General features: G+C 42.0%; 22 protein-coding genes. 15 read left to right on the forward strand and 7 right to left on the reverse strand.

Going from position 1 to position 25,311, the window contains the following annotated elements; genetic code table 11:
- Positions 1-12 precede the first annotated feature (12 nt).
- A complete protein-coding gene (locus R7Z50_RS18465; protein ID WP_017820724.1) occupies positions 13-1,020 on the reverse strand; it encodes a sugar transferase in 1,008 nt (335 codons plus the stop codon).
- A 239-nt stretch (positions 1,021-1,259) separates the two neighbouring features.
- Entirely contained in the window at positions 1,260-2,576 is a 1,317-nt protein-coding gene (locus R7Z50_RS18470) for an MBL fold metallo-hydrolase (RefSeq protein WP_318149194.1), read from the reverse strand.
- A gap of 1,146 nt (positions 2,577-3,722) precedes the next feature.
- Between R7Z50_RS18470 and wecA the strand changes: the two genes are divergently transcribed.
- The 11 genes from wecA (at position 3,723) to galU (ending at position 17,398) form a co-directional block, all read left to right on the forward strand.
- Positions 3,723-4,802 carry a UDP-N-acetylglucosamine--undecaprenyl-phosphate N-acetylglucosaminephosphotransferase gene (gene wecA, locus R7Z50_RS18475; protein ID WP_318149195.1) on the forward strand — a complete coding sequence of 360 codons (1,080 nt, stop codon included), beginning with the start codon at positions 3,723-3,725 and terminating at the stop codon, positions 4,800-4,802.
- Between the two features lie 52 nt (positions 4,803-4,854).
- Positions 4,855-5,979, forward strand: coding sequence for a non-hydrolyzing UDP-N-acetylglucosamine 2-epimerase (gene wecB, locus R7Z50_RS18480; protein ID WP_318108384.1), 1,125 nt, complete (start codon positions 4,855-4,857; stop codon positions 5,977-5,979).
- A 21-nt stretch (positions 5,980-6,000) separates the two neighbouring features.
- Positions 6,001-7,263, forward strand: a complete 1,263-nt coding sequence (gene wecC / locus R7Z50_RS18485; protein WP_213905888.1) for a UDP-N-acetyl-D-mannosamine dehydrogenase — start codon at positions 6,001-6,003, stop codon at positions 7,261-7,263.
- Positions 7,264-7,325: 62 nt separating this feature from the next.
- Positions 7,326-8,519 (forward strand): hypothetical protein, encoded by a 1,194-nt coding sequence (locus R7Z50_RS18490; RefSeq protein ID WP_213905889.1) that lies wholly within the window; start codon positions 7,326-7,328, stop codon positions 8,517-8,519.
- Positions 8,520-8,529: 10 nt separating this feature from the next.
- Positions 8,530-10,002: a hypothetical protein gene (locus R7Z50_RS18495; protein WP_213905890.1), complete on the forward strand. Its 1,473-nt coding sequence runs from the start codon at positions 8,530-8,532 to the stop codon at positions 10,000-10,002.
- A gap of 11 nt (positions 10,003-10,013) precedes the next feature.
- Positions 10,014-11,054, forward strand: a complete 1,041-nt coding sequence (locus R7Z50_RS18500; protein ID WP_213905891.1) for a glycosyltransferase family 4 protein — start codon at positions 10,014-10,016, stop codon at positions 11,052-11,054.
- Positions 11,041-11,763 carry a WecB/TagA/CpsF family glycosyltransferase gene (locus R7Z50_RS18505; RefSeq protein WP_318108378.1) on the forward strand — a complete coding sequence of 241 codons (723 nt, stop codon included), beginning with the start codon at positions 11,041-11,043 and terminating at the stop codon, positions 11,761-11,763. Before R7Z50_RS18500 ends, R7Z50_RS18505 begins: the two co-directional genes overlap by 14 nt.
- 44 nt (positions 11,764-11,807) lie before the next feature.
- A complete protein-coding gene (locus R7Z50_RS18510; protein ID WP_318149196.1) occupies positions 11,808-13,034 on the forward strand; it encodes an O-antigen polymerase in 1,227 nt (408 codons plus the stop codon).
- A 49-nt stretch (positions 13,035-13,083) separates the two neighbouring features.
- Positions 13,084-15,189 carry a YjbH domain-containing protein gene (locus R7Z50_RS18515; RefSeq protein ID WP_318149197.1) on the forward strand — a complete coding sequence of 702 codons (2,106 nt, stop codon included), beginning with the start codon at positions 13,084-13,086 and terminating at the stop codon, positions 15,187-15,189.
- Between the two features lie 97 nt (positions 15,190-15,286).
- Entirely contained in the window at positions 15,287-16,453 is a 1,167-nt protein-coding gene (locus R7Z50_RS18520; protein WP_213905895.1) for a nucleotide sugar dehydrogenase, read from the forward strand.
- Positions 16,454-16,519: 66 nt separating this feature from the next.
- The gene (gene galU / locus R7Z50_RS18525) at positions 16,520-17,398 is read left to right on the forward strand and encodes a UTP--glucose-1-phosphate uridylyltransferase GalU (RefSeq protein WP_021487153.1); all 879 of its coding nucleotides are present in this window, start codon (positions 16,520-16,522) and stop codon (positions 17,396-17,398) included.
- A 97-nt stretch (positions 17,399-17,495) separates the two neighbouring features.
- On the opposite strand, the gene tpiA is transcribed toward galU, so the two are convergent.
- Positions 17,496-18,266 (reverse strand): triose-phosphate isomerase, encoded by a 771-nt coding sequence (tpiA, locus tag R7Z50_RS18530; protein WP_005384863.1) that lies wholly within the window; start codon positions 18,264-18,266, stop codon positions 17,496-17,498.
- A gap of 269 nt (positions 18,267-18,535) precedes the next feature.
- Here tpiA and R7Z50_RS18535 point away from each other — a divergent pair, with 269 nt between their 5' ends.
- From R7Z50_RS18535 to R7Z50_RS18545, 3 genes are all read left to right on the forward strand, one after another.
- The gene (locus tag R7Z50_RS18535; protein WP_053303354.1) at positions 18,536-18,883 is read left to right on the forward strand and encodes a 5-carboxymethyl-2-hydroxymuconate Delta-isomerase; all 348 of its coding nucleotides are present in this window, start codon (positions 18,536-18,538) and stop codon (positions 18,881-18,883) included.
- A gap of 162 nt (positions 18,884-19,045) precedes the next feature.
- Positions 19,046-19,468 (forward strand): DUF805 domain-containing protein, encoded by a 423-nt coding sequence (locus tag R7Z50_RS18540; protein WP_186584499.1) that lies wholly within the window; start codon positions 19,046-19,048, stop codon positions 19,466-19,468.
- Positions 19,469-20,889: 1,421 nt separating this feature from the next.
- The gene (locus R7Z50_RS18545) at positions 20,890-21,156 is read left to right on the forward strand and encodes a GIY-YIG nuclease family protein (protein WP_373417398.1); all 267 of its coding nucleotides are present in this window, start codon (positions 20,890-20,892) and stop codon (positions 21,154-21,156) included.
- Here R7Z50_RS18545 and R7Z50_RS18550 read toward each other — a convergent pair.
- The 3 genes from R7Z50_RS18550 to glpX all read right to left on the reverse strand — a co-directional run bounded on the left by R7Z50_RS18550 (position 21,150) and on the right by glpX (position 24,007).
- Positions 21,150-21,500, reverse strand: a complete 351-nt coding sequence (locus R7Z50_RS18550) for a DUF3135 domain-containing protein (RefSeq protein ID WP_054701041.1) — start codon at positions 21,498-21,500, stop codon at positions 21,150-21,152. The two genes, R7Z50_RS18545 and R7Z50_RS18550, sit on opposite strands and share 7 nt — an antisense overlap.
- Positions 21,501-21,660: 160 nt before the next feature.
- On the reverse strand, positions 21,661-22,281 hold the full coding sequence (locus tag R7Z50_RS18555) for a helix-turn-helix transcriptional regulator (RefSeq protein WP_005379532.1): 621 nt from the start codon (positions 22,279-22,281) through the stop codon (positions 21,661-21,663).
- 718 nt (positions 22,282-22,999) lie between these two features.
- Positions 23,000-24,007, reverse strand: a complete 1,008-nt coding sequence (glpX, locus tag R7Z50_RS18560; protein WP_315956771.1) for a class II fructose-bisphosphatase — start codon at positions 24,005-24,007, stop codon at positions 23,000-23,002.
- Positions 24,008-24,355: 348 nt separating this feature from the next.
- Between glpX and zapB the strand changes: the two genes are divergently transcribed.
- Positions 24,356-24,598 (forward strand): cell division protein ZapB, encoded by a 243-nt coding sequence (gene zapB / locus R7Z50_RS18565; protein WP_005379536.1) that lies wholly within the window; start codon positions 24,356-24,358, stop codon positions 24,596-24,598.
- 135 nt (positions 24,599-24,733) lie between these two features.
- On the opposite strand, the gene rraA is transcribed toward zapB, so the two are convergent.
- Positions 24,734-25,240 (reverse strand): ribonuclease E activity regulator RraA, encoded by a 507-nt coding sequence (gene rraA / locus R7Z50_RS18570; RefSeq protein WP_005379537.1) that lies wholly within the window; start codon positions 25,238-25,240, stop codon positions 24,734-24,736.
- Positions 25,241-25,311: the final 71 nt, after the last annotated feature.

Raw genomic sequence — 25,311 nt, forward strand, 5'->3', positions numbered from 1 at the left:
TCTGATAGGTATTTATCTACCCATCCCAAATAACACCGTTTTGACTGTAAGGAAAAGAATCTTCACTTCCATCATCCAGTTTTGGTGTTTGATATAGTAGACATCGTATTTATGCTTCCAAATAGCGTCTTCTACCGATGCGCCGTAAGGATATTTTACTTGAGCTAGGCCAGTGACCCCAGGTTTAACGGCGTGACGAAAGCGATAGTAAGGAATGGCTTTTTCCAACTCAGAGATGAACACTTCACGTTCTGGGCGAGGGCCAACCATCGACATCTCTCCCTTTAGTACGTTGATTAACTGAGGGAGCTCATCAATGCGAGTTTTACGAATAAAACAGCCGACTTTCGTTACGCGAGCGTCATTTTTGGTTGCCCATTGGGCTCCGTTCTTTTCTGCATCGTTCCGCATAGAGCGAAACTTAATCACTTCAAACTCTTCATTATACTGGCCGGTACGACGCTGTTTAAAGAATACCGGACCTGGCGATTCAAGCTTAATGAGTAGTGCCGTAATAAGCCCTACTGGAATAGCAACCCATGACAGCATGAAAACAAACAACAGATCGATGAAGCGTTTTTGCCAGCTGTTCTTACGATTAGAAAGGATAGAAAAAGCTTTTTGGTGTAAGAAGTAGCCGCTGTGCAAAAGCTCAGTTTCAGTATATCCGAGTGAACGGTCAAAATAGCTCACTAATGGCTCAACCCAAGCACCTAGCTCTGTCGCCGCGACAAGAAACGCTTGCTGTTCAGGATCTAGATGCGAGCTTTTGAAGTGGCAAAGCGTTTTGCTCTTGAAGTCTCTAAGAGAATAGTTATTAACCTGAGCGTTAATCTCAGGATGCCTCTTAAGTACTTGAGCAATTTTTGCTTCGTCTTCTTTTGGACAGTAGATATAAAGGCAAGCATTTGATTCACTTGCGGATAACTCGTCCAATGCTGATGTTATGCTGATAGAATTATGCTTAGTTAATTCAGAAGCTTCTCGTTCTTGAAGCGTGTCGCTCATACTGTCTGTCATAGGAATGGAATAAGTTGTTATCGACTAGCCAATTGCTTACAAGTCGGCGATTATAATTTATTTCGTATAGAAATTATATCCCTGAATCCAGAACATGCTCATAACTTTGTTAATTTTCTTGAACCTGAGTCCTTGTTCATGACTTGTTTTTGAATCTTAACGTAATTATATCAATGAACTCGAAAAACTATGTTTGCGATATATTATATTGCCTCGAAATTAAATGATTGTTCATTTCACTATATAACGCAGTTATATCCGAGGGTTATCAGTTGTTGATAAAGCGTTCTTTTCGACTCCTGTTCACCATGAATAAGGTGAACTTCTTTCGGAGGAGTTGGAATGCCAGAAACAAACTGTATTAAATCGTCCCTATCCGCATGTGCAGAGTAACCTGACATGGTATGTACTTGAGCCTCCACTCTAACGCGCTTTCCTTCAATCAAGATGCTCTCTTCTCCATCCTGAATTCGCCGACCTAACGTCCCTTCTGCTTGATAGCCTGCAAATAACACATCATTTCTTTTATCTGGCAGCAATGCTTCTAAATAATTGACGACACGTCCACCTTCACACATACCAGAGGCCGCAACCACGATAGCAGCTTCTGCCGTGCTCGCGAGTCGATTGACGAGCTTTAAATGGTCAGTGTGGCTTTCGACGGTAATACATTGATCAAACGCAAGAGGGTGTCGGTGATGCTCGAGCCGCTCTTTCGCTTCAGCTCCCCAAAGCTTTTTAAATTGCCTATAGGTAGTAGTTACCTTTTTAGCCAAAGGAGAATCGAGAATAATAGGCAGAGAATCTTGCAAGGCGTGCTCATGAATAAGCTTTTCTATATCAAACAGTAACTCTTGAGTTCTCCCGACGCTAAAAGCAGGTATAACAATTACGCCACCATCCTGAAGTGCGTGCTCAATAATAGAAAGCAATCGCCTACTGCGAGACTCAACATCTTCGTGAACTTTATTGCCGTATGTTGACTCGATAAACAAATAGTCAGCTTTTTCAGGCGATACCGGGTCAGGTAGGAGAGGCGTGTTGCGAGGTCCCAAATCCCCTGAGAACACAACAACTTCATTGTTTGATAAATGAAACTCAACATATGCAGACCCTAAAATGTGTCCTGCTGGTTGAAAGCGAAGATAGGTATGTTCTTCTATCTCTATCCATTGGGAGTAAGAGCAAGGGCGAATAAGCGTTCGAATAAAATCGAGCAAGCTTTCCCTTTGATGGCGCCTCATGCCTAATTGGAGCTTTAATCCATCTTCTAACATAAGCGGTACGAGCTCAGCGGTGGCTTCCGTACAGTAGATAGGTCCCTTATAACCTGCAGCCAATAGCCAAGGTAGCCGACCAACATGATCGATATGAGAATGGGTTAGAGCAACCGCTTTGAGATCAGAGATAGAAAAGTCGATATTCAAACTCTCCTGCTGAGCATTATCTTGACCTTGTAGCAAACCACAGTCGATCAGCACACTTCCATTTTGTAATACGAGCTCGTGACAAGAGCCTGTAACCGTATTTTTCCCACCGTGGTGCAGTACTTTCATAACGAAACGACGCCTTTTCCTTTGTTAACCCACGCTTACGAGTATTTGCTTTTATATAGCGACACCTCGCGACGTAAAGACGGCTCAGTCAATCGCGCAATGAACAAGGTAAGCAGAAAGTGGTGAATAAGTGAGCGCATTGTAGGCAAGGATAATGAGAGTAAGAAAACAGCAAAACCGAAAGTTTAGAGAGACTTAGATATTCGTCATAAATTTGACTGTGTAGCATTGCAACCTGTTGTGATGCAATTCATATTATTGCAACTATTTTCACTTAGGCTTCTGAGATTAACGCGCTAGCTACACAAACATCAGCTATGCCGGAAGGAGTTTAATAATTAGTAAGCCAACAAAAAAAAGCGTCACGTTTATGCCGAGTTAAGTGTCAGAAAAAAGACATTTTTTTGCAAGCTTTTTACACGTTCTACTTTTAGTTGCAACGTGTTTACTATACAATTCGTCTCCTGTTTGGAAACGCAACCATTAAACACTACGTCTAAAACTTGCTTCTAGGAGCCAGACCTAGGGGCGGTAGCGTGCCCAAATCGTCTGTTGGCCTCTTTCCTACTAGAAAAGAAACCAAGCAAGATAATTTTTAATAATAATAAGCACCTAAGTGCATTTCTGGCAAGATTGATTTATAAAAAACGAGAACTATTACAAATTTATGTAATTCCCTTTTGTCAGAGGGACGCTCAAAGCTAACAAAGTGGCGAGCAAATGTTGGTTAGGCATAGGTTACAATTTAAATCTCCATTTCTCATACCTATCAAAACCAAATACTAGGTTTATAGAAGTACATAACTACTGGCCCAAACCGTTAGTTAGTATGTTCAGCTTTGTATTTGGCCTGCCTATAAAAGGCTGAGAACCGATGACCGTCACGAGCTAGTGTCGGTGGAACTCAGTTACTTACATATTCAATATTAGAAATTAGCGTTTGCAATGCGTTACAACCCACGTTGGCTAATGTGGTTTTGTCACGCCAAAAAATCACCTGCTCATTCTTAGAGTTCGGCGTGTCTAGATACGAGCGAAGCAAGAATCAGCAGTATCGGACCTGTGATGCAATGGAATCCGTAAAGGGAATCAGTCGGATGCGTTATAGATTTACCTCAAACTTATTTAATAACACAGTTGGCTACCATGAATAATGCATATTTATTTGTATTTATTTTGTCGTTCGTTCTACTTTTTGTTATGCGCAAAGTTGCTAAGCGCGTAGGTCTAGTAGATAAACCCAATGCAAGAAAGCTCCACCAAGGAGTAGTACCCCTTGTAGGAGGCATCTCCATTTTCTCTACTATACTGGTCGGGTTCCTTCTGTTCCTACCAATGAATGACAACCTATCACTCTACTTATCTTGTTCGGCTGTGCTTATAGTGCTCGGCGCATTAGATGACTACTACGATGTAAGTTTCAAAATTCGTCTTATTATCCAAGCCGGAATATCCCTTGCGATGATTTACATCGGAGGCCACAGCTTACACGATTTAGGCTACTTAATGGGGAGCGAAACCATTGCCCTTAATGAAGTCGCTGGCGCAGTGATCACCGTTATTGCGGTAATAGGCGCAATTAACGCATTTAATATGGTTGATGGCATAGACGGCTTGCTGGGCGGGTTAGCCTCGGTCACCTTTACAGCATTAGGTATTGTATTTGCCTACAACGGAAACGAATATTTAGCTACGATCTGTTTATTGATCGTAACTGCGATGCTTCCTTATATCTTCCTAAACTTAGGTTTCCCACTTGGTCGTCGCTTTAAGATCTTTATGGGTGATGCAGGCAGTATGTTCATCGGCTTTACTGTGGTCTGGATGCTGATTCGCGGCACACAAGAGCCAGGAGCTGTAGCTTTTAAGCCAGTTACAGCGCTGTGGTTGATAGCTTTACCATTGATGGACATGGCAACCATTATGATCCGTCGTATTCGTAAAGGTCAGTCACCATTCCAACCAGACAGAGAACATCTACACCATATTTGTCAGCGTATTGGGCTGTCTCCAGGTGCAACGTTAATTTTCATCTGTTCGATGGCATCAATTTGTGCCGCTATCGGTTTGTGGGCTGATTTTGTTGGTATTAGCGAATCAATAATGTTTAGTGCTTTCTTGATTTTGTTTACATGCTACTTTTCGATAATTAGTCATATTTGGCGCATTTCTTCTTGGTTAAATAAATTGAAAAAGCGCCAAAGAATGACCAGTGAACAAATATGAATTATATTTATTTGTTCCAACATAATTTTATACTTTGTTAGGGAAAAATAGAGTGACTATAAAAAAAATTCTAACAGTTTTTGGTACGCGCCCAGAAGCTATAAAAATGGCACCTTTAGTTCATGCTTTATCAAGCGATCAACGTTTTGAATCTAAATGTTGTGTTACCGCACAGCATAGAGAGATGTTAGATCAAGTATTAGAATTATTTGAGATCAAGCCAGACTATGACCTTAATTTAATGAAGGTAGGGCAAACGCTTAATGATGTAACAGCTCGAATTGTGCAAGAGCTCAAGCCTGTATTTGAAGATTTCAAGCCCGACATTGTTCTTGTTCATGGTGATACAGCTACCACTTTTGCTGCCAGTCTTGCTGCCTATTACGAGCAAATTGAAGTAGGGCATGTTGAAGCAGGTCTTCGTACAGGAAATATATACTCCCCTTGGCCAGAAGAGGCTAATCGGCGTCTAACTGGGGTTTTGACGAAATATCATTTTTCTCCTACAGAGACATCGAGAGATAACTTGCTTCGAGAAAACTTTTGTTCCGAAGATATATATGTAACAGGGAATACAGTAATCGATGCATTATTAATGGTCAGAGAAAAAATTGAAACCAACAAAGAGCTAAAATCTCAGCTAGAGAAACAGTTTCCGTTCTTAGACGAGAGTAAAAAGTTGATTTTGGTTACAGGGCATCGACGAGAGAGTTTTGGCGGTGGCTTTGAGAGAATTTGTGAAGCATTAGCGCAAACTGCGACAAGTAATCCAGATGTCCAAATTTTATATCCAATGCACTTAAACCCAAACGTACGTGAGCCAGTAAATAGGATTTTAGGTAATATTGAAAATGTTTTACTGATAGAGCCTCAGCAGTATTTACCATTTATTTATTTAATGGATAAGGCGTATATCATCTTAACGGACTCTGGTGGTATTCAAGAAGAAGCCCCTTCACTTGGAAAGCCTGTATTAGTTATGCGCGATACAACAGAAAGGCCTGAAGCTGTTAAGGCAGGGACAGTAAAGTTAGTCGGTACAAATACGGATAAAATAATTACTGCGTTAGAAATCTTATTAAAAGATGAAGTTAAATATAAAGAGATGAGCTATGCACATAACCCATATGGGGATGGTCACGCTTGTCAAATGATTTTAGATATATTAGCAAAATAAAATTAAATATTGGAATGAAAAATGTCATTTGAAACAATTTCAGTTATTGGTTTAGGGTATATTGGCTTACCAACAGCAGCAATGTTTGCTTCTCGCAAGAAAAAAGTGATTGGTGTTGATGTTAATCAGCATGCAGTAGACACAATTAATCGCGGCGAGATCCATATCGTTGAACCGGATCTGGATATGTTGGTGAGTGCTGCAGTACAGCAAGAATATTTGAAAGCGGTAACAACGCCTGAACCAGCAGATGCTTTTTTAATAGCAGTACCGACACCTTTTAAGCCTTGTGAAAAAGGAGATATTCCAGAGCCAGATTTGACTTATATCGAGTCGGCTGCAAAAGCTATCGCTCCTGTTTTGAAGAAAGGTAACTTGATTATTCTTGAGTCGACGTCACCTGTCGGTGCTACAGAGCAGATGGCAGCATGGCTTGCTGAAGCTCGCAAGGATTTGACCTTTCCACAAACGGCAGGGGAATTTGCGGATGTAAATATTGCGCATTGCCCTGAACGTGTATTGCCGGGGAAAGTTGTCACAGAATTAGTTCAGAATGACCGAGTAATTGGCGGAATGAGCAAGCGCTGTTCTGAGCGTAGCGTTGAACTATATAAAACGTTTGTTATGGGTGAGTGTGTTGTAACCAATGCTCGAACGGCGGAAATGGCAAAGTTAACTGAAAACAGCTCTCGCGACGTCCAAATAGCTTTTGCTAATGAGTTATCAATGATATGTGATGAGTTGGATATTGACGTTTGGGAGTTAATATCTCTAGCTAACCGTCACCCAAGGGTCAATATTCTTCAGCCTGGACCGGGTGTTGGCGGTCACTGTATTGCAGTTGACCCTTGGTTTATTGTCTCCAAGACGCCAGAGACCGCTAAAGTTATTCATATGGCAAGAAGTGTAAATGATTATAAGCCTGAGTGGGTTATTAATAAAGTTAAGATGGCGGTAGCAGACTTCCTTAATGCAAACCCGACAAAGACAGCACAAGATGTCACTATTGCATGCTATGGCCTCGCATTTAAACCAGATATTGACGATTTACGTGAAAGTCCAGCGCTCGACATTACAAAGTCGATTGCAGATAGCCATGTTGGCAAAGTGTTGGCTATCGAGCCAAATATTAGCTCCATTAATATTGATAACATTAACCTAGTGTCACTTGATGAATCTCTCTCCAGAACAGACATTCATGTAATGCTCGTTGATCATAAACAATTCAAAAAAATAAAACTAAACGATGCTTTTGTTATCGATACGAAAGGTATTTGGTTATAAAAGTAAGATAAAAGTTACTCGAAGATACAAAGCTCCATAAAAATGGAGCTTTGTTTTTGGGGATGATTTTGAAAAAAAATATATATGCGATACTGTCCGCCGTAATGCCGGGAGCGTATCGTTTAATCGCGATTTACATGCTAAATATGTTGTTGCTCTCTGATGGGAGCGATTTGGTCGTCAGCCAGTTTGTTTTGGTGACGGGCTTATGTATGTTTAGCAGTTTAGGGATCTCAACGTCGTATATTAAACAGGCAGGGGGCGAAGAGCTGCATGCCCACGCAAACACGGTGTATATAACCCATCTTGCATCATTGCTGCTGATATCACTGTGTGTGGCGTTGGCAAGTGTGCTGTTTCACTTAGTCCCTGTTGAAAACGCGGCCGTTTTCACTCTTGCTCTCTTAGCAATCGGTGCTTATCAGCTTGAGCGACATTACTATCTTGCTAGTAATGAGTTGCATAAACTATTTCAGATGGACTGCCTATTGGTCGTTATCACTGCGATCGGCTTTGTCATTGGGCCAAACAGTAACGGTTTATTGCTGATTGCGGGGGCGAATGGGGTTGCCTTACTTATCAGCATCTTAATCAGCCGAAGGTATGCGATAAAAGACGTGCAATGGTATAATCCACAGACGTTAATCATGGGAGTGAAACTCGGTTATTCCAACCTGGTCAGTGGCGGGGTGATGTATATTCTTCCTACATTGATGTTAACGGTAGCCAGTGATCGTTTGGTGTCTATGCTGTCAATGGTGGTGGCAATTTCAGGCGCAGCGCTTGTATTACCACGTGCCGTCTTCAATACAAAAATTCAAAAAATTGCTTCAGATGCAAGGGATGGGAAGGTAGACAATGACTTCTATGCAAAAACAAATAAACAGATTGGCTTAATCTGTCTGCTGTCTCTCCCAGCCATTTTACTGCTTTCCCTCATTTATTTGTATATCAATGGTTATCACATCATGAATGAGGCTCCATTGATGCTTGGTGTTATTACAGTCATGCTGTTTGTTTTGGTTGTTGGTCAACTATCGCTGCTGGACTCCATGCTTGTTATTTTCCTCAATAAAGAAAATGTTGCCCTGAAATATAACACTATCACTTTCGTTGTCATGTTGCTTTGTTATGTGGGATTTTCGATATTTAAGGTCAGCAGCGATTATGCAATTATATCAATGGTGGCAATTATCTTACTGATATTAATTTGTTATGTCGTTCGTCTGTATAAGTTTAAAAAAGTAATCAATTAAAGGGGCTAGGATGAACTGGTTAAATATCAATGCAGGGGAGTTCCCTTCATACATCGCGGCGTTATCAAACCGTGCTGAGGCAATAATGCATGGACATGTAGTTGTGCATTATGATGGACGCCTTTGGCAAGGAAATAGCCCAATAAGTGAAAAAGAAGCGTCGACACTGATTGTTAGCGGATGGTTTATTTATCAAGATGAGCGCAATAATTTGGATACACTCCACGCTGATATTCTTAAGCTAGGCTTGTGCACTGTACTGAAAAATATTGAAGCTGGGGTCTTTATCGGTTGGTATGAAGACAAGTCTGGTAAGCAGTCTGTGTTCAATGATTACTTTGGTTTGTCTTCGCATTATTACACGACCGAAGACGAATTTAAGCTGTCACCTTCAGCCCAACAGATCGGGGGTAATATTGATCCTAAATGGCAGACCATTATTCAAAAGAAAGGCCATGCTTGGGGATGCCATACTAAGTATCAGAGTGTAAGTAAATTGCTACCAGGTATGATTCTTGACGTTGCATCCCGCGAAACAACAGGGTACGTCGACTATTCAAAAGTGAATTCTATTTCGCTGAGTGATATACCTCGTTATCTCGAAAAAATAGCGGCTTACTTTCAGCCAGTTGAGAAGTTTGTTGCGTTGTCGGCAGGCTTTGATTCTCGTCTATTGGCCATGAAAGGTGATCCATCTTCTTCTTATACTTGGGGGCCGGTTAACTCAAAAGATGTGCGCAACGCTGCCATTATTTCAAAGCAATTAGACACTCAGCACCAATCATTCTTATTCAAGCAAACATTAGTTAAAGATGAACATGTTGCGATAAATGAATGGTTATTTGATGGACAGAATCAAGCGATTAACCCACAGTTCATAGCAAATTATGAGTATGCGTCATCACTGATGGGACAAGCTTATGTGTCTCTGGACGGCTATTTAGGAGATGTTCTTCAGCGGGGGGTTTATCTTCACTATGGAGGTGTGGAAGGTGAGTTGAATAAGCTTTTTCCATGGTTAGTGGAGAAGAAAGAATCCTACCAAACCATTTTGGATAACCGTTATGCCTGTTTGAATAGTGAGGAGCGAGATTTGTTACATCGGGATATAGGTATGATCCAGTCCCTAAATTTGCATTGCGATCCGTTACAAAATGCGACTGCTTTCGAGTTTCTTTATGGTCGTGGTTTTACTGCTATGTCATGTGGAGGTGTGGTTTTAAACGGTTTGTTCAATATCGTGTTGCCGCTGTTTGCTACTCCTGTTGTTTTTAAATCTTGTATTGAGGCTGAAGTTCACGAAGTGTTGAATTATCGTGTATTTAAAGATATTTGGGCCACTGAGAATAGTCCTTTGTCTTCGTTAAATTCTGAGGGGTTGTATTCACCTAAAACGCCGCACACTCTTATTCCTTTCTTGAATTTAGCTGGCCGAGTTCTGACCAATTATGTGCCTAAATATTATAACTACGGTAAAGAGTAGTTGAGGAAGTTATGGATAAGAAGCCATCATTAAAGATCTTTAGTACCGCATTAAAATCAGGTAAAGGTGGGATTAGCACCGCTCTTGTTGGCTACGTCTCGACAATGCAAGACAGAGTTGATTTAAGTTTTATTGATACTCATGCGGAAGGCAGTAAATTATCTCGCTTTTGGAATGCCGTAAAGGAAGCGACCAAGGTGAAGCCTAGTGACTATTGTTGGTTCCACATTGGCCCTTGGTTCTCTATGGTTCGGAAGCTATTTCTTATATGTATCTGTCACTTGAAGCATGCAACCGTAATAAGTCACTTACACTCTCCACGTGTATATGACTACTTGTCTTCGAGACGATATAAATGGCTATTGGAGTTGATCGTCAAATTGTCTGATAAGGTCATCGTACTTACGCCATGGTGGAAGTCTTTATTGACTGAAGCTTTCCCTCAATATCAGGATAAGTTTGTAATTTCGTCAAACCCTGCGGATGAGCAGTTAGAATCGTTGGCTATGCAAGATATCCGAAGGAAACGCGGAGAAAAAATAAAAGTTCTTTCAATGGCACGTCTAGAGGTTGGGAAAGGCGTTGATAAGACCGTACTTGCGTTCAAGCATTTACCTGAAAATTATACTTTGACAATCGCTGGAACGGGTAATCAAGAGGCTGAACTGAAACAAATCATTGCAGAGAACCATCTTGAGCATAAAGTGTCTATGTTGGGATGGATAGATTATGAAGAAAAAACCAAGCTTTTATCTTCAACAGATGTATTTTGTTTACCGTCTAAGCTAGATTCATTCGGTATGGTATACATTGAAGCCATGGCGGCAAACTTACCGATTGTAGCTTTAAATTATCAGGCTATTCCTGATGTAGTGCCAGCATTCGCAGGCAAATTAATTGATAGTGACGACGAGTCAACAATTGCTCATGCCATTATACAAGCCAGTGATATGTGCTTTTCCGATGCTAACCCCAAACCATCTGAATTTGTAATGAAAAAATATAATTCAGAAAAAATTACCAAAGAGTTTTTAAAAAATGTCTGTTGTTGAAACTGTTAAGATTTATGACTTTGATGTGAAGTGTTATAACGGCGTTGAACATGCCGCAAACGATATTTTTGCGCATCATTTAAATTCTAGCTCGATTGGCGTGGCAATCAACCCTGAGAAAATTGTTTCATCGATGGAAAATCCATCTACCTATCAAGCATTAGAGATCGCAAACTTACGCTATTTAGACGGGATTGGAACAGTAAAGTTAGCGGAAAAAAAGTTGGGTTCATCCATATCACGCGTCCCTGGTTGTGAACTTTGGGAAGCCTTGATGAAAAAGGCTGGTGAAGAGCAAACCCCTGTGTATGTCCTTGGTGCTACGGATTCTGTTTTGAAGCGTACTGTGGAGAAACTTCAGCAAGAATATCGAGTTAATGTAGTTGGATCGCATGATGGCTATTTTGATGATGAAGAAGTGATGATTAATTCTATATTATCAGTGAATCCACGTATTGTAACCGTTGCGTTAGGTTCACCACGCCAGGAGCTTTTCATGAAGCGCTGCAAGGAAATGGGAGCAGACTTTTTTATGATGGGGGTTGGCGGAACTTACAACGTCTATACCGGCGCTGTAGCTAGAGCACCAAAGATGTGGTGTGATATGGGGCTGGAGTGGTTATATCGTTTACTAAAAGAGCCAAAACGTATTTTTCGTCAAGTTAAACTGATTTATTTTATTTTTCTTTCGTTGAGGAATAAGCTTTAAATTTATTCATCCAGCCTAGAAGTTGCTTATAGAGAGTATCTTGAATGTTGAATAAAAATAGACTCGCCTTATTCTTATTTACAGTTTTTTTTGTTGTCTCATATTTCTTGGTTCTACCTGCTATATTTATCTTTGAACAAGAGTATGGGCTATATCATGGCGTGTCATATCTTGACTACCTTTTGACACTTTGGTATAGCGTCCCATTTATTTTTTGTGTTTACTTTGGCTATTTTATTTTCGGTAGATTACTTAAAGGTAGTGATTGCAATCTTTTAAAAAAAGCAGTGAATACTCCTCGTAATCTAAAATTTTTCTTTTATTTCTCTATTGTTCCTCCATTAGCATGCCTAATCTTTTTGCTTCTGACGAAAGGTATCACTATTGGTCATGGTGGATATGGAGATCAACTTGAAGCAAATGCGGGTAATGGAGTGTACCTTCTATTTTTGTATTCATATTCTCCTTGCGCGTTAATTTACTTATTGTCTGGTAGGTTATCAAATTCTAGAATTTTAATAACACTTTCTATTATGATAATTTTTGGTTCGCTAGTTTTTTTGATTACTGGTGGTTCGAGAAATATAGCTGCTGGAGGTATTGTTTCACTTGCTCTTTATCTACTGTACTTTAAACGTATTAGTTTAAAAGTATTTGGTACTTTTTCTATAACTATGATGATAGGTGTTACACTACTGGCATTCTTCCGATACTCTAATAGCCTTTCTTCTTCAGAAGCGTCATATTTGTTTTTTTTGTATACTTTAGATAGTTTTTCACCTATTAATAGTTTGTATCAAGTTATTCACAAGTTTGAATATTCTTCTGATTTTGTGTTGGTTTTTTTTGATAATTTTTTCACGCAATTTTACACCTTTATACCAAGAGCGATTTGGGCAGATAAACCTATTTTGTTAATGACTAATGGAAAGTTTATTACGACTGAAGTGCTTGGTTTGAATGGTAGGTTTATTGTTTCCCCTTCTGTTATTGGCACTGCTGTTGTAATGTTGGGGTATTTTTATTTCTTTATAGGAGTCTTTGTCGGTATCGTATTAAGGATAAACGATCTTTTTATTTCGAGCTCATCTCCGTTATTTAAGGTAATAGGTTTTATTTTACTTCCCTCTGTCTTTTTGCTCTCTAGAGAGAATCTTGAGTTCTATATATATAAAGTTATAATGATCTCAGTTACAATATTTTTTGTTTATTTTGTTTTTAGGCTTTTCATTTGGATGCCTAGCAAGGTAAATAAGCGAAGATGTTCTTGATATTAAAATTTCAATCGTCAGATAAACACAAGGTAGTGATAATACAACAATGAAAAAAAAAATGAACATCGTTGGGCTGGTAGCGTGTTCGTTGCCTTTGTCTATCAGTGCAACCAATATAACCTTTCCTTTGGATAGCTTACCCTCCAATCAGAGCTTTACTGGATTAGTTTTTACTCCAAATGCACATTCATTAGAGTATGGAGATTTTTCGTTTACATTCGCGCAAGGTTTACCTTGGGAAAATAATATCCATGATCTCGATTCGCTTAAGTTCTCTTTTGGCTTACTGGAAGGCTTAGAAGCACATGCTCGTATTGTGACGAAAACTTATAACTGTAGAAGCTTTTTAGAGCCTGATTGCGGTGGGGTTCGTGACCTATCAATGTCATTCAAATACCAGCTACCTAAATGGTGGGATATTGACAGCTTAAATCTTGCTGTTGGTATTCAGGATTTGGGAGGAGCCGCAAACAAGTTTAATACCAACTACATTGTAGCTGACTATACAGCTGATTTTGCACCAGTTCGTTTTTCTGCTGGGTATGGTGTGTCAGATATTGATCTTGGGGTCATGAATGGAGTATTTGTCGGTGTAGAATACCAGCCACTAAGTTTTTTACAGTTTACTGGTGAATACGATGCTGTCGAGTTTAACTCATCAGTGAAAGTGTTCACGCCAGAAGATACCTTACCTTATGACATGACAGCCTCGTTGAGTTACCAGCTTTATTCTGGCCATGAGACGGATGAACAGACAATTTGGAATGCCGCATTGTCTATTCCGCTCATTGGCGATTATACCCGCTCTCGTGAGTATGCTCGTAGTAATATTTCTCTGAAGGAGAGGCTATCTCTAGAACAAGGTAAAGCTAATAACGCATCGGTCTCGGCCTTGATAAATTCGTTGTATAATGAAGGTTTCGTTAACGTTAAAGTGGGCACGGCCGAAGGTAGGGCCGTGGTGGCTTTAGAGAATCGTCGCTACAATCATAATCAAGCTGATGGATTAGGCGTGGCTCTAGGGATTGTGTCGAGCCACTTAGGTCAAAATACGGCGCAAGATATTGGCGCTGCATCTGATCAATTTGAAGTTGTGATGCTTGCTAACCAAAAACCAGTGGTCAGCGTTTTGTCTAACTCTAACTGCTATCAAAGTTTTGTCAATGGCAGCGCATCTTGTGATGACATGCAGTTTATCACGCGCGATTTGTCGGAAAGGTTAGACATGGTTACTTGGAAAACGGAGCGAGTCAATTCAGGCACTTTAGATTCGCAGATAGTACTTTCCCCTATGGTAAGGCATGGCGTAGCAACCGAGTACGGTGTGTATGATTACTCTTTTGCTATGTCTAGCAACTTATACACCTATCTATGGCCTGGCGCGGCAATTGATGTTCGTCATATTTTACCTTTAGCAGAAAGTGATGATTTTGAGGAGGGCGGGTATTTTGAAGACAGCGCGTATGAGAGCGAGATTGATCGTGCAATGGTACATCAGTTCTTCCGTTTACCGTATGTCGATATAGCAAACCAGGTATCTCTAGGCTTGGTTAAATCGGACTATATCGGTGCGCGCAGTGAATCAGCTTGGTTCTCTCAATCGGGCAACCATGAGTTGGGATTAGAGATGAGCTATTTCCAACATCAAGACGAAAAAGACAAAAATGGTTATGTGAACCCAGATCGCCAAATCTTTTTAACTCGTTACACATTCTCTATGCCAGAGTGGGGTTGGCAGTTTAACGCAACTGCTGGAGAGTTTTGGAAAGGTGATGTTGGCGCAAAATTCACGACATCACATTGGTTTGAAGACATAGAAGTATCGGCAAGTTATCAGGTGACAAAGTTTAACGATACAGATGAAGAGCAGTTTGTCACTGTGTCAGTAAAGCTGCCCTTAACGCCATGGCGTGATATGTCACCGGGAGTAATACAGATTCGTGGCAACGAAGCCTATGATTTCAACATTACGACACGAGTGGGTAATGATTATAACTACTTAGTGGCAGGCCAGGGTGATGAACTCGTTATGGATAATAGTATGCTTCGCCGTTACTTTAACCGAGGTCGTTATGGTCAAGAGTACTTTGAACAGAACAAGCTGCGCATCCGCAACGCTTATTTGCGTTACTTGGGGACTCAATTGAATTAATTTGTGTAGCTAGTTAGGCTTTTAGTAAATCACCGCACTCTACCGAGAGTGTCGGTGTTTTGATATGCTAGCGTCAGTTAAATAATAGGAAATAAAAATGAAAATTGCTGTCGCAGGCACGGGCTACGTCGGTTTGTCCAATGCATTGTTATTGTCACAAAACCATGAGGTTTTGGCGGTTGATATTATCCAAGAAAAAGTGGATTTGTTGAATAACAAGCAATCTCCAATTGTGGATGCCGAAATTGAGGATTTTTTAACAAACAAAGAGTTAAATTTTGTCGCGACGCTAGATAAAGAGCTGGCTTACAAAGACGCAGAGTTTGTTGTCATTGCCACACCAACGGATTATGACCCTCAAACGAACTACTTTAACACCTCTTCAGTTGAAGCTGTGATTAAAGATGTGATGGCGATTAACCCAGATGCGGTTATGGTGATTAAGTCGACTGTACCTGTGGGTTATACTGCGCGCATTAAAGAAGAACTCGGTTGTCAGAATGTAATGTTCTCTCCAGAGTTTCTTCGTGAAGGTAAAGCACTTTACGATAACCTCCACCCGTCTCGCATCATCGTTGGTGAGCGTAGCGAACGTGCAGAGAAGTTCGCTAATCTTTTGGTCGAAGGTGCGGTAAAAGAAGATATCTCGGTTCTGTTTACTAACTCTACAGAAGCAGAAGCGGTTAAGTTGTTTTCAAACACTTACCTTGCGATGCGCGTGGCTTACTTCAATGAACTGGATTCTTATGCTGAAGCACATAACCTTGATGCGCGCCAAATTATTGAAGGTGTAGGCTTAGACCCTCGTATTGGTAACCACTACAACAACCCTTCATTCGGTTACGGCGGGTACTGTTTACCGAAAGATACAAAGCAACTGTTAGCAAACTATCAGGATGTTCCAAATAACATTATTGGAGCTATTGTTGATGCAAACCGCACTCGTAAAGATTTTGTCGCAGAGTCTATTCTCAAGCGAGAACCAAAAGTTGTGGGCATTTATCGCTTAGTTATGAAAGCTGGCTCAGACAATTTCCGCGCTTCGTCTATTCAAGGCATTATGAAGCGTATTAAGGCAAAAGGCATCGAAGTCGTGGTATATGAACCAGTACTTCAGGAAGATGAGTTTTTTAACTCACGTGTAATCAAAGATATGAATGAGTTTAAACAAAGTGCAGATGTGATTGTCTCTAACCGTATGGTTGAAGAGCTTGCTGATGTGGCTGATAAAGTTTATACCCGTGACCTGTTTGGTAGCGATTAATTAGTATTTATACTCAAATAATATAATAGGCTCCCTTAAGGGAGCTTTTTTTAGTTGGTAATGGTTATGATTAAAAAATGTTTATTCCCAGCGGCGGGTTACGGCACACGTTTCCTTCCTGCAACTAAGTCGATGCCGAAAGAAATGATGCCTGTGGTGAACAAGCCATTGATTGAATACGGTGTCGAAGAAGCGATTGAAGCCGGTATGGACGGTATGTGCATCGTCACCGGTCGTGGTAAGCACTCGTTAATGGATCACTTTGATAAAAATTATGAGTTAGAGCATCAAATTAGCGGTACAAGTAAAGAAGCGCTGCTTGATGATATTCGTTCTTTGATTGATTCTGCGAGTTACACTTACATTCGTCAGCGTGAAATGAAAGGCTTAGGTCACGCTATTCTTACGGGACGTGAACTGGTAGGTGATGAACCGTTTGCTGTTGTGCTCGCGGATGACCTTTGTGTGAATGAGGACCAAGGCGTTCTAGCTCAAATGGTTGAGCTGTACAAACAGTTCCGCTGTTCAATCGTTGCCGTACAAGAAGTTCCGGAATCAGAAACGCATAAGTACGGTGTGATTGCTGGCGAGATGATCAAAGATGATATCTTCCGCATTGATAACATGGTTGAAAAGCCAGAGCCAGGCACTGCACCTAGCAATCTAGCGATTATTGGTCGCTATATTCTGACACCTGATATCTTTGAACTGATTGAAAATACAGAGCCAGGTAAAGGTGGTGAGATTCAAATCACCGATGCGCTGATGCAACAAGCTCAATCTGGTTGTGTTTTGGCATACAAATTTAAAGGTCAGCGCTTTGATTGCGGTAGCGTAGAAGGCTACATTGAAGCCACAAATTACTGCTACGAGAACCTTTATAAGAAGGATTCCAGTGCGGAGCTCGCGAAAAAACCAACCGTGAAAATTGCCGAGCCAGCGTAAGTCGGAACTTCCTATTAGGTACTCCGACGGTACAACACAAACAAAAAGGGATGCATGATGCATCCCTTTGTTATTTTTACTCTCAGTAAAAACGAGATTAAGCTTTTGCTTTAGCCGCTGCTTTAGCGATTGCCGCGAAGCTTTTCGCGTCTAGAGAAGCGCCGCCAACTAGAGCACCGTCGATGTCTGGTTGTGAGAAGTAAGCTTCAGCGTTTTCTGGCTTAACAGAACCACCGTATTGGATGATTACTTGTGCTGCAACTGCTTCGTCTTTCGCTGCGATTAGTGCGCGGATAGAAGCGTGGATGCGTTGTGCATCTTCAGCGGTTGCTGCTTTACCAGTACCGATAGCCCAGATTGGTTCGTAAGCGATGATTGCGCCGTTTAGAGCTTCAACACCGTAAGTGTCGATAACTGCGTTGATTTGACGTGCACATACAGCTTCAGTTTCGCCAGCTTCGTTTTGCGCTTCAGACTCACCGATACAGAAAACAGGTGTTAGGCCGTTTTCTTTTAGGAAGTTGAATTTCTTAGCGATAAACTCGTCAGATTCGTTGTGGTATTCACGACGCTCTGAGTGACCGATGATGATGTGAGTAGCACCGAAATCTTTCAGCATTTCTGGAGACATATCGCCAGTGAACGCACCGCTGTTGTTTAGGTCAGTGTTTTGAGCACCTAGGATGATCTTGTTACCGCCTTCAGCGATTACGCGCTCTGCTAGGTCGATGTAAAGTGCTGGTGGAGCGACCGCTACGTCAACACCTTCAACGCCTTCAAGTTCTGCGTTAAGACCAGTTAGCAGCTCAGTTACCATTGCTTTGCTGCCATTTAGTTTCCAGTTACCCATCACTACAGGACGACGCATAGGAATATCTCCCTTATCTTTTATGTAAATAGTCAATTAATGTAAAAAATCTACGTAGGAATATAACAGAATAATGTGAACAGATCATGATTGGCGTCATGTCTTGTCCGGCTTTCTTTACTGATTCGACCAAGCATCGATCCTGTTATTTTTGTTAAAAGCAACCGATTGGTGATCGCGTAGACAGAATGATAGTTCATTCCTCGGAAATTGCTGCTGAGATTGGTATTACTACGCGCTGGAATTAATTGTTGTAGAAAGGAATCAAAATGCCAAATCTCGTTTTAGAGTATTCAAACTCGGTGGAGGAACGCGTCAATGTTCAGGGGTTGCTGGAGGATTTACATAAAACGGCGTTAGAAAGTGGCCTTTTTGAACTCGCGTCAGTGAAATCTAGAACGCTCCGGTGCCACAATTGGTTAATAGGAGAGGAGGGTGATAGCCTCGACTTTATCCATATCAACTTTGATTTGTTATCTGGTCGCTCCCAAGAACAAAAGCGAGAACTGTCACGATCCTTGATGGCGACACTTCAAGAGCAAGCCAGTCACGTGCACAGTTTAACGGTCAATATCCGAGACATGGATATAGATAGCTTCCAAAAGGTAGTGAACTAGGTGGTGCTGGATTGCCCGAGAATAGCGAGGGGTTATTGTTACGAATTCTCAGCCTGGCTCTGCTTGTTATATGGACGTTGTGGGCACCCAAGCTATCGGTGTCCTTTCCAAACTATATCGACTCGGCTAATCTATAACCTTTCTACTTTGGGGTAAAATTTGATGTCGACTAAAGAGTTACTGTTTTCTTTTCAAGGACGTATAAACCGTAAAACCTACTGGATTTGGAACGTCATTTACTATGTGTCCATTCTAGGCTTTGGTGCCGGTATCAGCCAACTGCTTCCTACTCTCTCCTATGTGCTTCTTCCTATTTTCTTGGTGGTTCTGTTGCTCCCTGATTTGGCGATAACTACCAAGCGTTGGCACGACCGCAACAAATCGATCTATTGGCTAGCACTGAATATTCCGTTGATTATCGGACGAATTGCCACGCCAATGACCAGCCCAGCCGTGCAAGAGCCGTCGACCCCACAGATGTTCGTCGCTTCCATTTCTCTGATTTGTGGTTTATGGATTCTAATTGAATGTGGTCTCTTAAAGGGGACATCAGGACCAAACCAATATGGCCCTGAGCCGGAGTAATCGCTTCAAGTACCGCGCGTGCTGAAAGTAGATTCTTAGTCTCGCTACGGCTCGCTAGAATGACGAGCTCTTTTTATTTAGAGGCTCTTAAAGTCATCGTCATTCTGAACAACGAGGAACGAGTGTGATTCAGAATCTATCATCCGATTGTACGGTGGTTTAGGTGAATGGGAAAGAATAGGAGCTTGCTGTTACGAGATTTTTAGTCTCGCTAAGGCTCGCTAGAATGACGATCCTTTTTGGTTTGGAGGCTGTTAAAGTCATCATCATTCTGAACAGCGAGGGACGAGTGTGATTCAGAATCTATCGTCCGCTTGAGCCCTGGTTAAGCTGTGTGTGAAAGAGTAGGAGTTTGCTGTTACCAGATCCTTAGTCTCGCTAAGGCTCGCTAGAATGACGAACTCTTTTGATTTAGAGGCTGTTAAACTCACCGTCATTCTGAACTGCGAGGGACGAGCGTGATTCAGAATCTATCGTCCGGTTGAGCAGTGGTTAAGCTGAGCGGGAAAGAATAGGAGCTTGCTGTGACGAGATTTTTAGTCTCGCTAAGGCTCGCTAGAATGACGAACTCTTTTGATTTAGAAACTGTTAAAGCCATCGTCATTCTGAACAGCGAGGAACGAGGTGATTCAGAATCTATCGTCCGGTTGAGCAGTGGTGAAGCTGAGCGGGAAAGAATAGGAGCTTGCTGATACCAGATTCTTAGTTTCGCTGCGGCTCGCTAGAATGACGGACTCTTTTGATTTAGAGGCTGTTAAAGCCACTGTCATTCTGAACAGCGAGGAATGAGCGTGGTCCAGAATCTATCGTCCGGTTGAGCAGTAGTTAAGCTGAGCGGGAAAGAATAGGAGCTTGCTGTTACCAGATTCTTAGTTTCGCTAAAGCTCGATTGAGTGACGAGCTCCTTTGATTTAGAGTCTGTGAAAGCCACCGTCATTCTGAACAGCGAGGAATGAGCGTGATCCAGAATCTATCGTCCGGTTGAGCAGTGGTGAAGCTGAGCGGGAAAGAATAGGAGCTTGCTGATACCAGATTCTTAGTTTCGCTGCGGCTCGCTAGAATGACGGACTCTTTTGATTTAGAGGCTGTTAAAGCCACTGTCATTTTGAACAGCGAAGAATGAGCGTGGTCCAGAATCTATCATCCGGTTGAGCAGTGGCTAAGGTGAGAGCAAAAGAATAGGAGCCTTGTTGTTACGCGATTCTTAGTCTCGCTAAGGCTCGCTAGCATGACGAACGCTTTTGACATAGAGCTTATTAAAGTCACCGTCATTCTGAACAACGAGGAACGAGTGTGATTCAGAATCTACGCATAGAGCGCTCCGAGTTCGAAATAAACTGACTGAGCTTGCGAATTACAATGGAAAAGTAACAGCGAATAATGAAGGAGAATGAATCATCGATAAGACACCTTGCGTTTATATCCTAACGTCAAATAACAACGCCGTTCTCTACATAGGTGTTACCAGTCAGCTGCCCCAAAGAATATGGCAACATAAAAATGGAGTAGTGGAAGGATTTACTAAGAAATACAACGTTCATAAGCTCGTTTACTTTGAGTTATTCGACGATATGGCTAATGCTATAAACCGAGAAAAGCAGCTCAAGCAGTGGAAGCGTGAGTGGAAGTTAGCCTTGGTAAGAGAAACGAACCCTAACTTTCTCGATCTATCTACTGAGTATCAGTAAAAGTCATTCCTATCTTTAAACGCATTTAAGCTAACCACATCCGCTTTTTGTGTCGGTGCCGCTTCCCCTTCTAGCGCTGCTTTGAACTTCACGACCTGTTTTTGCAACTCGTTCATCAATACCACATTGGTGTGATGAGGGTTTTTACACGTGCTGATGACTCTATCAATGTGGCTTTGTTGAGCCCACAATCTTTCTTTCATATCTTCTGATGCGCTTTCGATCATCTCTTTCGCCATCTCATGACGAAATTGCTCAAAAGCTTCTGGATCTCGCTCTGCCATTCGAACCATTTCATCGAATGGAGGAAGCGTTTGGGACGGGATATGACGTAGATTAGACATCGATGCTCTCCAAATCCTTATGGAAATTGCCTTTAGTTACTAAAAGCCTATACCACTAGAAAGAGGAGAGAGGATGAATTCTTCAGCCGTCTCACTTATAAGAGAAGCTTTCAAGCTTGAGATTGAATAAGTGCGGCATGTCGATGTTTGGTTGTGGTGGTTACTGCAGTTGTTGGATGCGGTAAACGCAGCGTCTTTGGCCACTAATGATGTGCTCGGTACGCTCTACTTTGGTGTCACGTCCAAGTAAAGACTGAAAGACACTTAATTCTGATTGGCACAAGCTTGGGCAGCGAGTTGCGGCTTTACAAATCGGACAGTGATTTTCGATCAAGATGAATCCGTTCTCATCTTTCTCGAGCTCTGCCATATAGCCTTCTTGCTCTCTTAATGTGACGAGTGTTTCTAGTTTGCTTTGCAGAGAGTCGCATTGCTCAAGATGCTGACGATAACTTTGTAACGTGAGTTTTTCCCTTTCTGATGTGACTTTTTCCAGTCCATCTTTGCCAAAGATATGTTCGACAGCTTCTATAAACTGAATGGTCAACTCACCGTGACGGTCAGCAAATTGCTCATGACCTTTTTGAGTGAGAGACCAATGACGAGCAGGGCGACCAACTTTTACTTTTACGTCATGGATAGAAAGAATGCCATCATCTTCTAAACTTTGCAGGTGCTGACGAGCCCCCATGGTTGTCATACCTAGCTCAGAGGAGAGTTGTTTTGCAGTGACGGAGCCATCACGCTTAACGATTTGCAATATCCTATCTACGGTCTTCATATACCCACCATTTATACGTCAGTACATATTATGCGCGATAGGGTTAGTAAAGAAAAGTGTTGACTTAATTTGAGTGTGGATTTGTAGGGGCTATGTTCATATGAGCCAATATATGTCGTCATTCTGAACGGCGAGGGACGAGGTGATTCAGAATCTATCTTTTGGTTGAGCAGTGGTTAAGGTGGTCAGGAAAGAATAGGAGCTTGTTACTATTAGATTCTTAGTCTCGCTGGAGCTCGCTAGAATGACGAGTTCTTTTAATTTAGAGCTTATTAAAGTCACCGTCATTCTGAACAACGAGGAACGAGTGTGATTCAGAATCTACTGTCCGGCTGTGCAGTGGCTTAGTTGAGCGGGAAAGAAGCGGAGTTTGCTGTTACCAGATTCTTAGTCTCGCTGGAGCTCGCTAGAATGACGAGTTTTTTCGATTTAGAGCTTGCTATGGTAGCCGTCATTCTGAACAGCGAGGAACGAGGTGATTCAGAATCTATCGTCCGGTTGAGCAGTGGTTAAGGTGACCAGCAAAGAATAGGAGCCTGCTGTTACCAGATTCTTAGTCTCGCTGGAGCTTGCTAGAATGACGAGTTCTTTTGATTTAGAGCTTATTAAAGTCACCGTCATTCTGAACAACGAGGAACGAGAGTGATTCAGAATCTAGTGTCCGGTTGTGCGAAAAGAAAGGCTCACACTCAGATTGAGCGAGAGCCTCGAGAAATGCTTAAAGAATAATATCACGCACTTCTGGATCTTTACGATCTAAGTAGTGAGTCGATTTGATGCGGCGAATAGTTCGGCATCGACCGCGTACGAGCAGCGTTTCTGTGGTTGCAATATTGCCTTGACGAGAGATACCTTCCAGCAAGTCACCTTTAGTGATGCCTGTAGCTGAAAATACCACATTGTCGCTACGAGCCATGTCTTCCATTTTGAGGACAACATTCGCTTTTACGCCCATTTCATCGCAGCGTTTTAGTTCATCTGCGCCGTAAATGCGGTTTTCTTCAGTATCGCCTTTTACTTCGTGACGAGGAAGCAGGCGACCGTGCATATCACCGTCTAGCGCTCGAATTACCGCTGCTGATACTACACCTTCTGGCGCGCCACCAATACAGTACATCATGTCCACTTCACTGTCTGGCATACAAGTCAGAATAGAGGCAGCCACGTCACCATCAGGCACCGCAAAGACACGCACGCCCATTGCTTGCATTTCTGCAATAACGTTATCGTGGCGAGGTTTCGCAAGGGTAATAACGACTAGGGTATCAAGTGGCTTGTTCAGGGCTTTTGCTACGTTCTCTAGGTTTTCTTTTAACGGCTTATCTAAGTCAATTACGCCTTTTGCACCAGGGCCAACAACCAGTTTTTCCATGTACATATCTGGCGCTTTAAGAAAGCTGCCTTTCTCACCTGCGGCAAGTACGGCTAGTGCATTCGATTGTCCCATTGCCGTCATACGCGTTCCTTCAATCGGGTCGACTGCAATATCCACTTCATCACCACCAATACCCACTTGCTCACCAATGTACAGCATTGGCGCATCATCGATTTCACCCTCACCAATGACAATTTCACCACTGATATCTGTTTTGTTCAGTAGCGTGCGCATAACTTCAACAGCTGCGCCATCGGCTGCGTTTTTATCGCCACGGCCAAGCCATTTGTAACCAGCCAGAGCTGCACCTTCAGTCACACGGGAAAATGCCATTGCTAAATCGCGTTTCATGATGTCTCCAAGTAAGCAAGAGGGAAGAAAAATTTGCGCGGCGATTCTATCACAAGGTCGAGTAAACGTTTGCCTTTTTGCGAGGCTTTTACTTTATCTAACTTGAATTTGATCAATACTTAGGGCGATTTTCAGCGTAGCGGGACGCAAAATCCTTGCTCAAAAATGCTTCGGCGACAAGAAAAGTCAGCGTTTAGTGAGATTGCGCTGATTTTTTGACCGAATGATGCAAAATATCGAATATAGTGAGTGTTTCTCATCGCGACGCTGAGTAGAATGAACCTTATATAGGTTAGGTGTGCATCAATCTCGCACATCGTCCCAACGGAATAACATAGGTAGGCCAAGATGTCTTTTGAAGTACTAGAACAACTAGAATCTAAAATTCAAACTGCAGTTGACACAATCACTCTTCTTCAGATGGAAGTCGAAGAGCTGAAAGAAGATAAAGCTAAACTTGCGGAAGAAGCGAACGAGCTTCGCTCTCAACGTGAAGAGCTAGAGCAAAAAGCACAACAAGCACAGCAAGAGCACGCACAATGGCAAGAGCGCATTCGTGCACTACTTGGCAAAATGGACGAAGTGGAATAATTCAGCTTCTTCATTCCAAATTAAAAACACCCGCGCTAAGCGGGTGTTTGTGTTTTAGGGAAGTAGAAAATGTTAAGACAAGGCTAGGCGCTGATAGCTAAGAGAAGACCCTATAACTTAGACACCTAAGACTCGCTATGCTTCTTCATCCAACTCTAAATCAATATTCAATGGTTCAGGCGACAGGATAATTCCGGTGCTATCAGCATAAATATAATCTTCAGGTAAGAAGCTGACGCCGCCAAAGTTGACTGGTACATCCAATTCGCCAATACCCTGACTTGTCGCTCCAACAGGAATAGAAGCGAGGGCTTGAATGCCTAAGTTCATATCTTCAAGTTCATCTACTTCACGAACACAGCCGTAAACGACAATGCCTTCCCACTCGTTTTCTTCCGCAATGGTTGCGATTTCTGCATCGATAAGGGCTTTACGTAGGGAACCGCCACCGTCAATTAACAAAACGCGACCAAGTCCATCTTGCTCTAATGTCTCGCGGATCAACGAATTATCTTCAAAACACTTGATGGTGGTGATTTGCCCGGCAAATGAAGCGCGACCGCCAAAGTTACTGAACATTGGTTCAACCACATCTACCTGATCGAGGTAGATATCACAGAGTGCTGAGGTATTGTATTCCATAGCGTACCTTTCTAAACAGAAATTGGTTGTCTTTGAGTATATCTAGGCATTAAGTCAATGCAATGACAATC

It is taken from the genome of Vibrio sp. 1249-1, assembly GCF_033340495.1.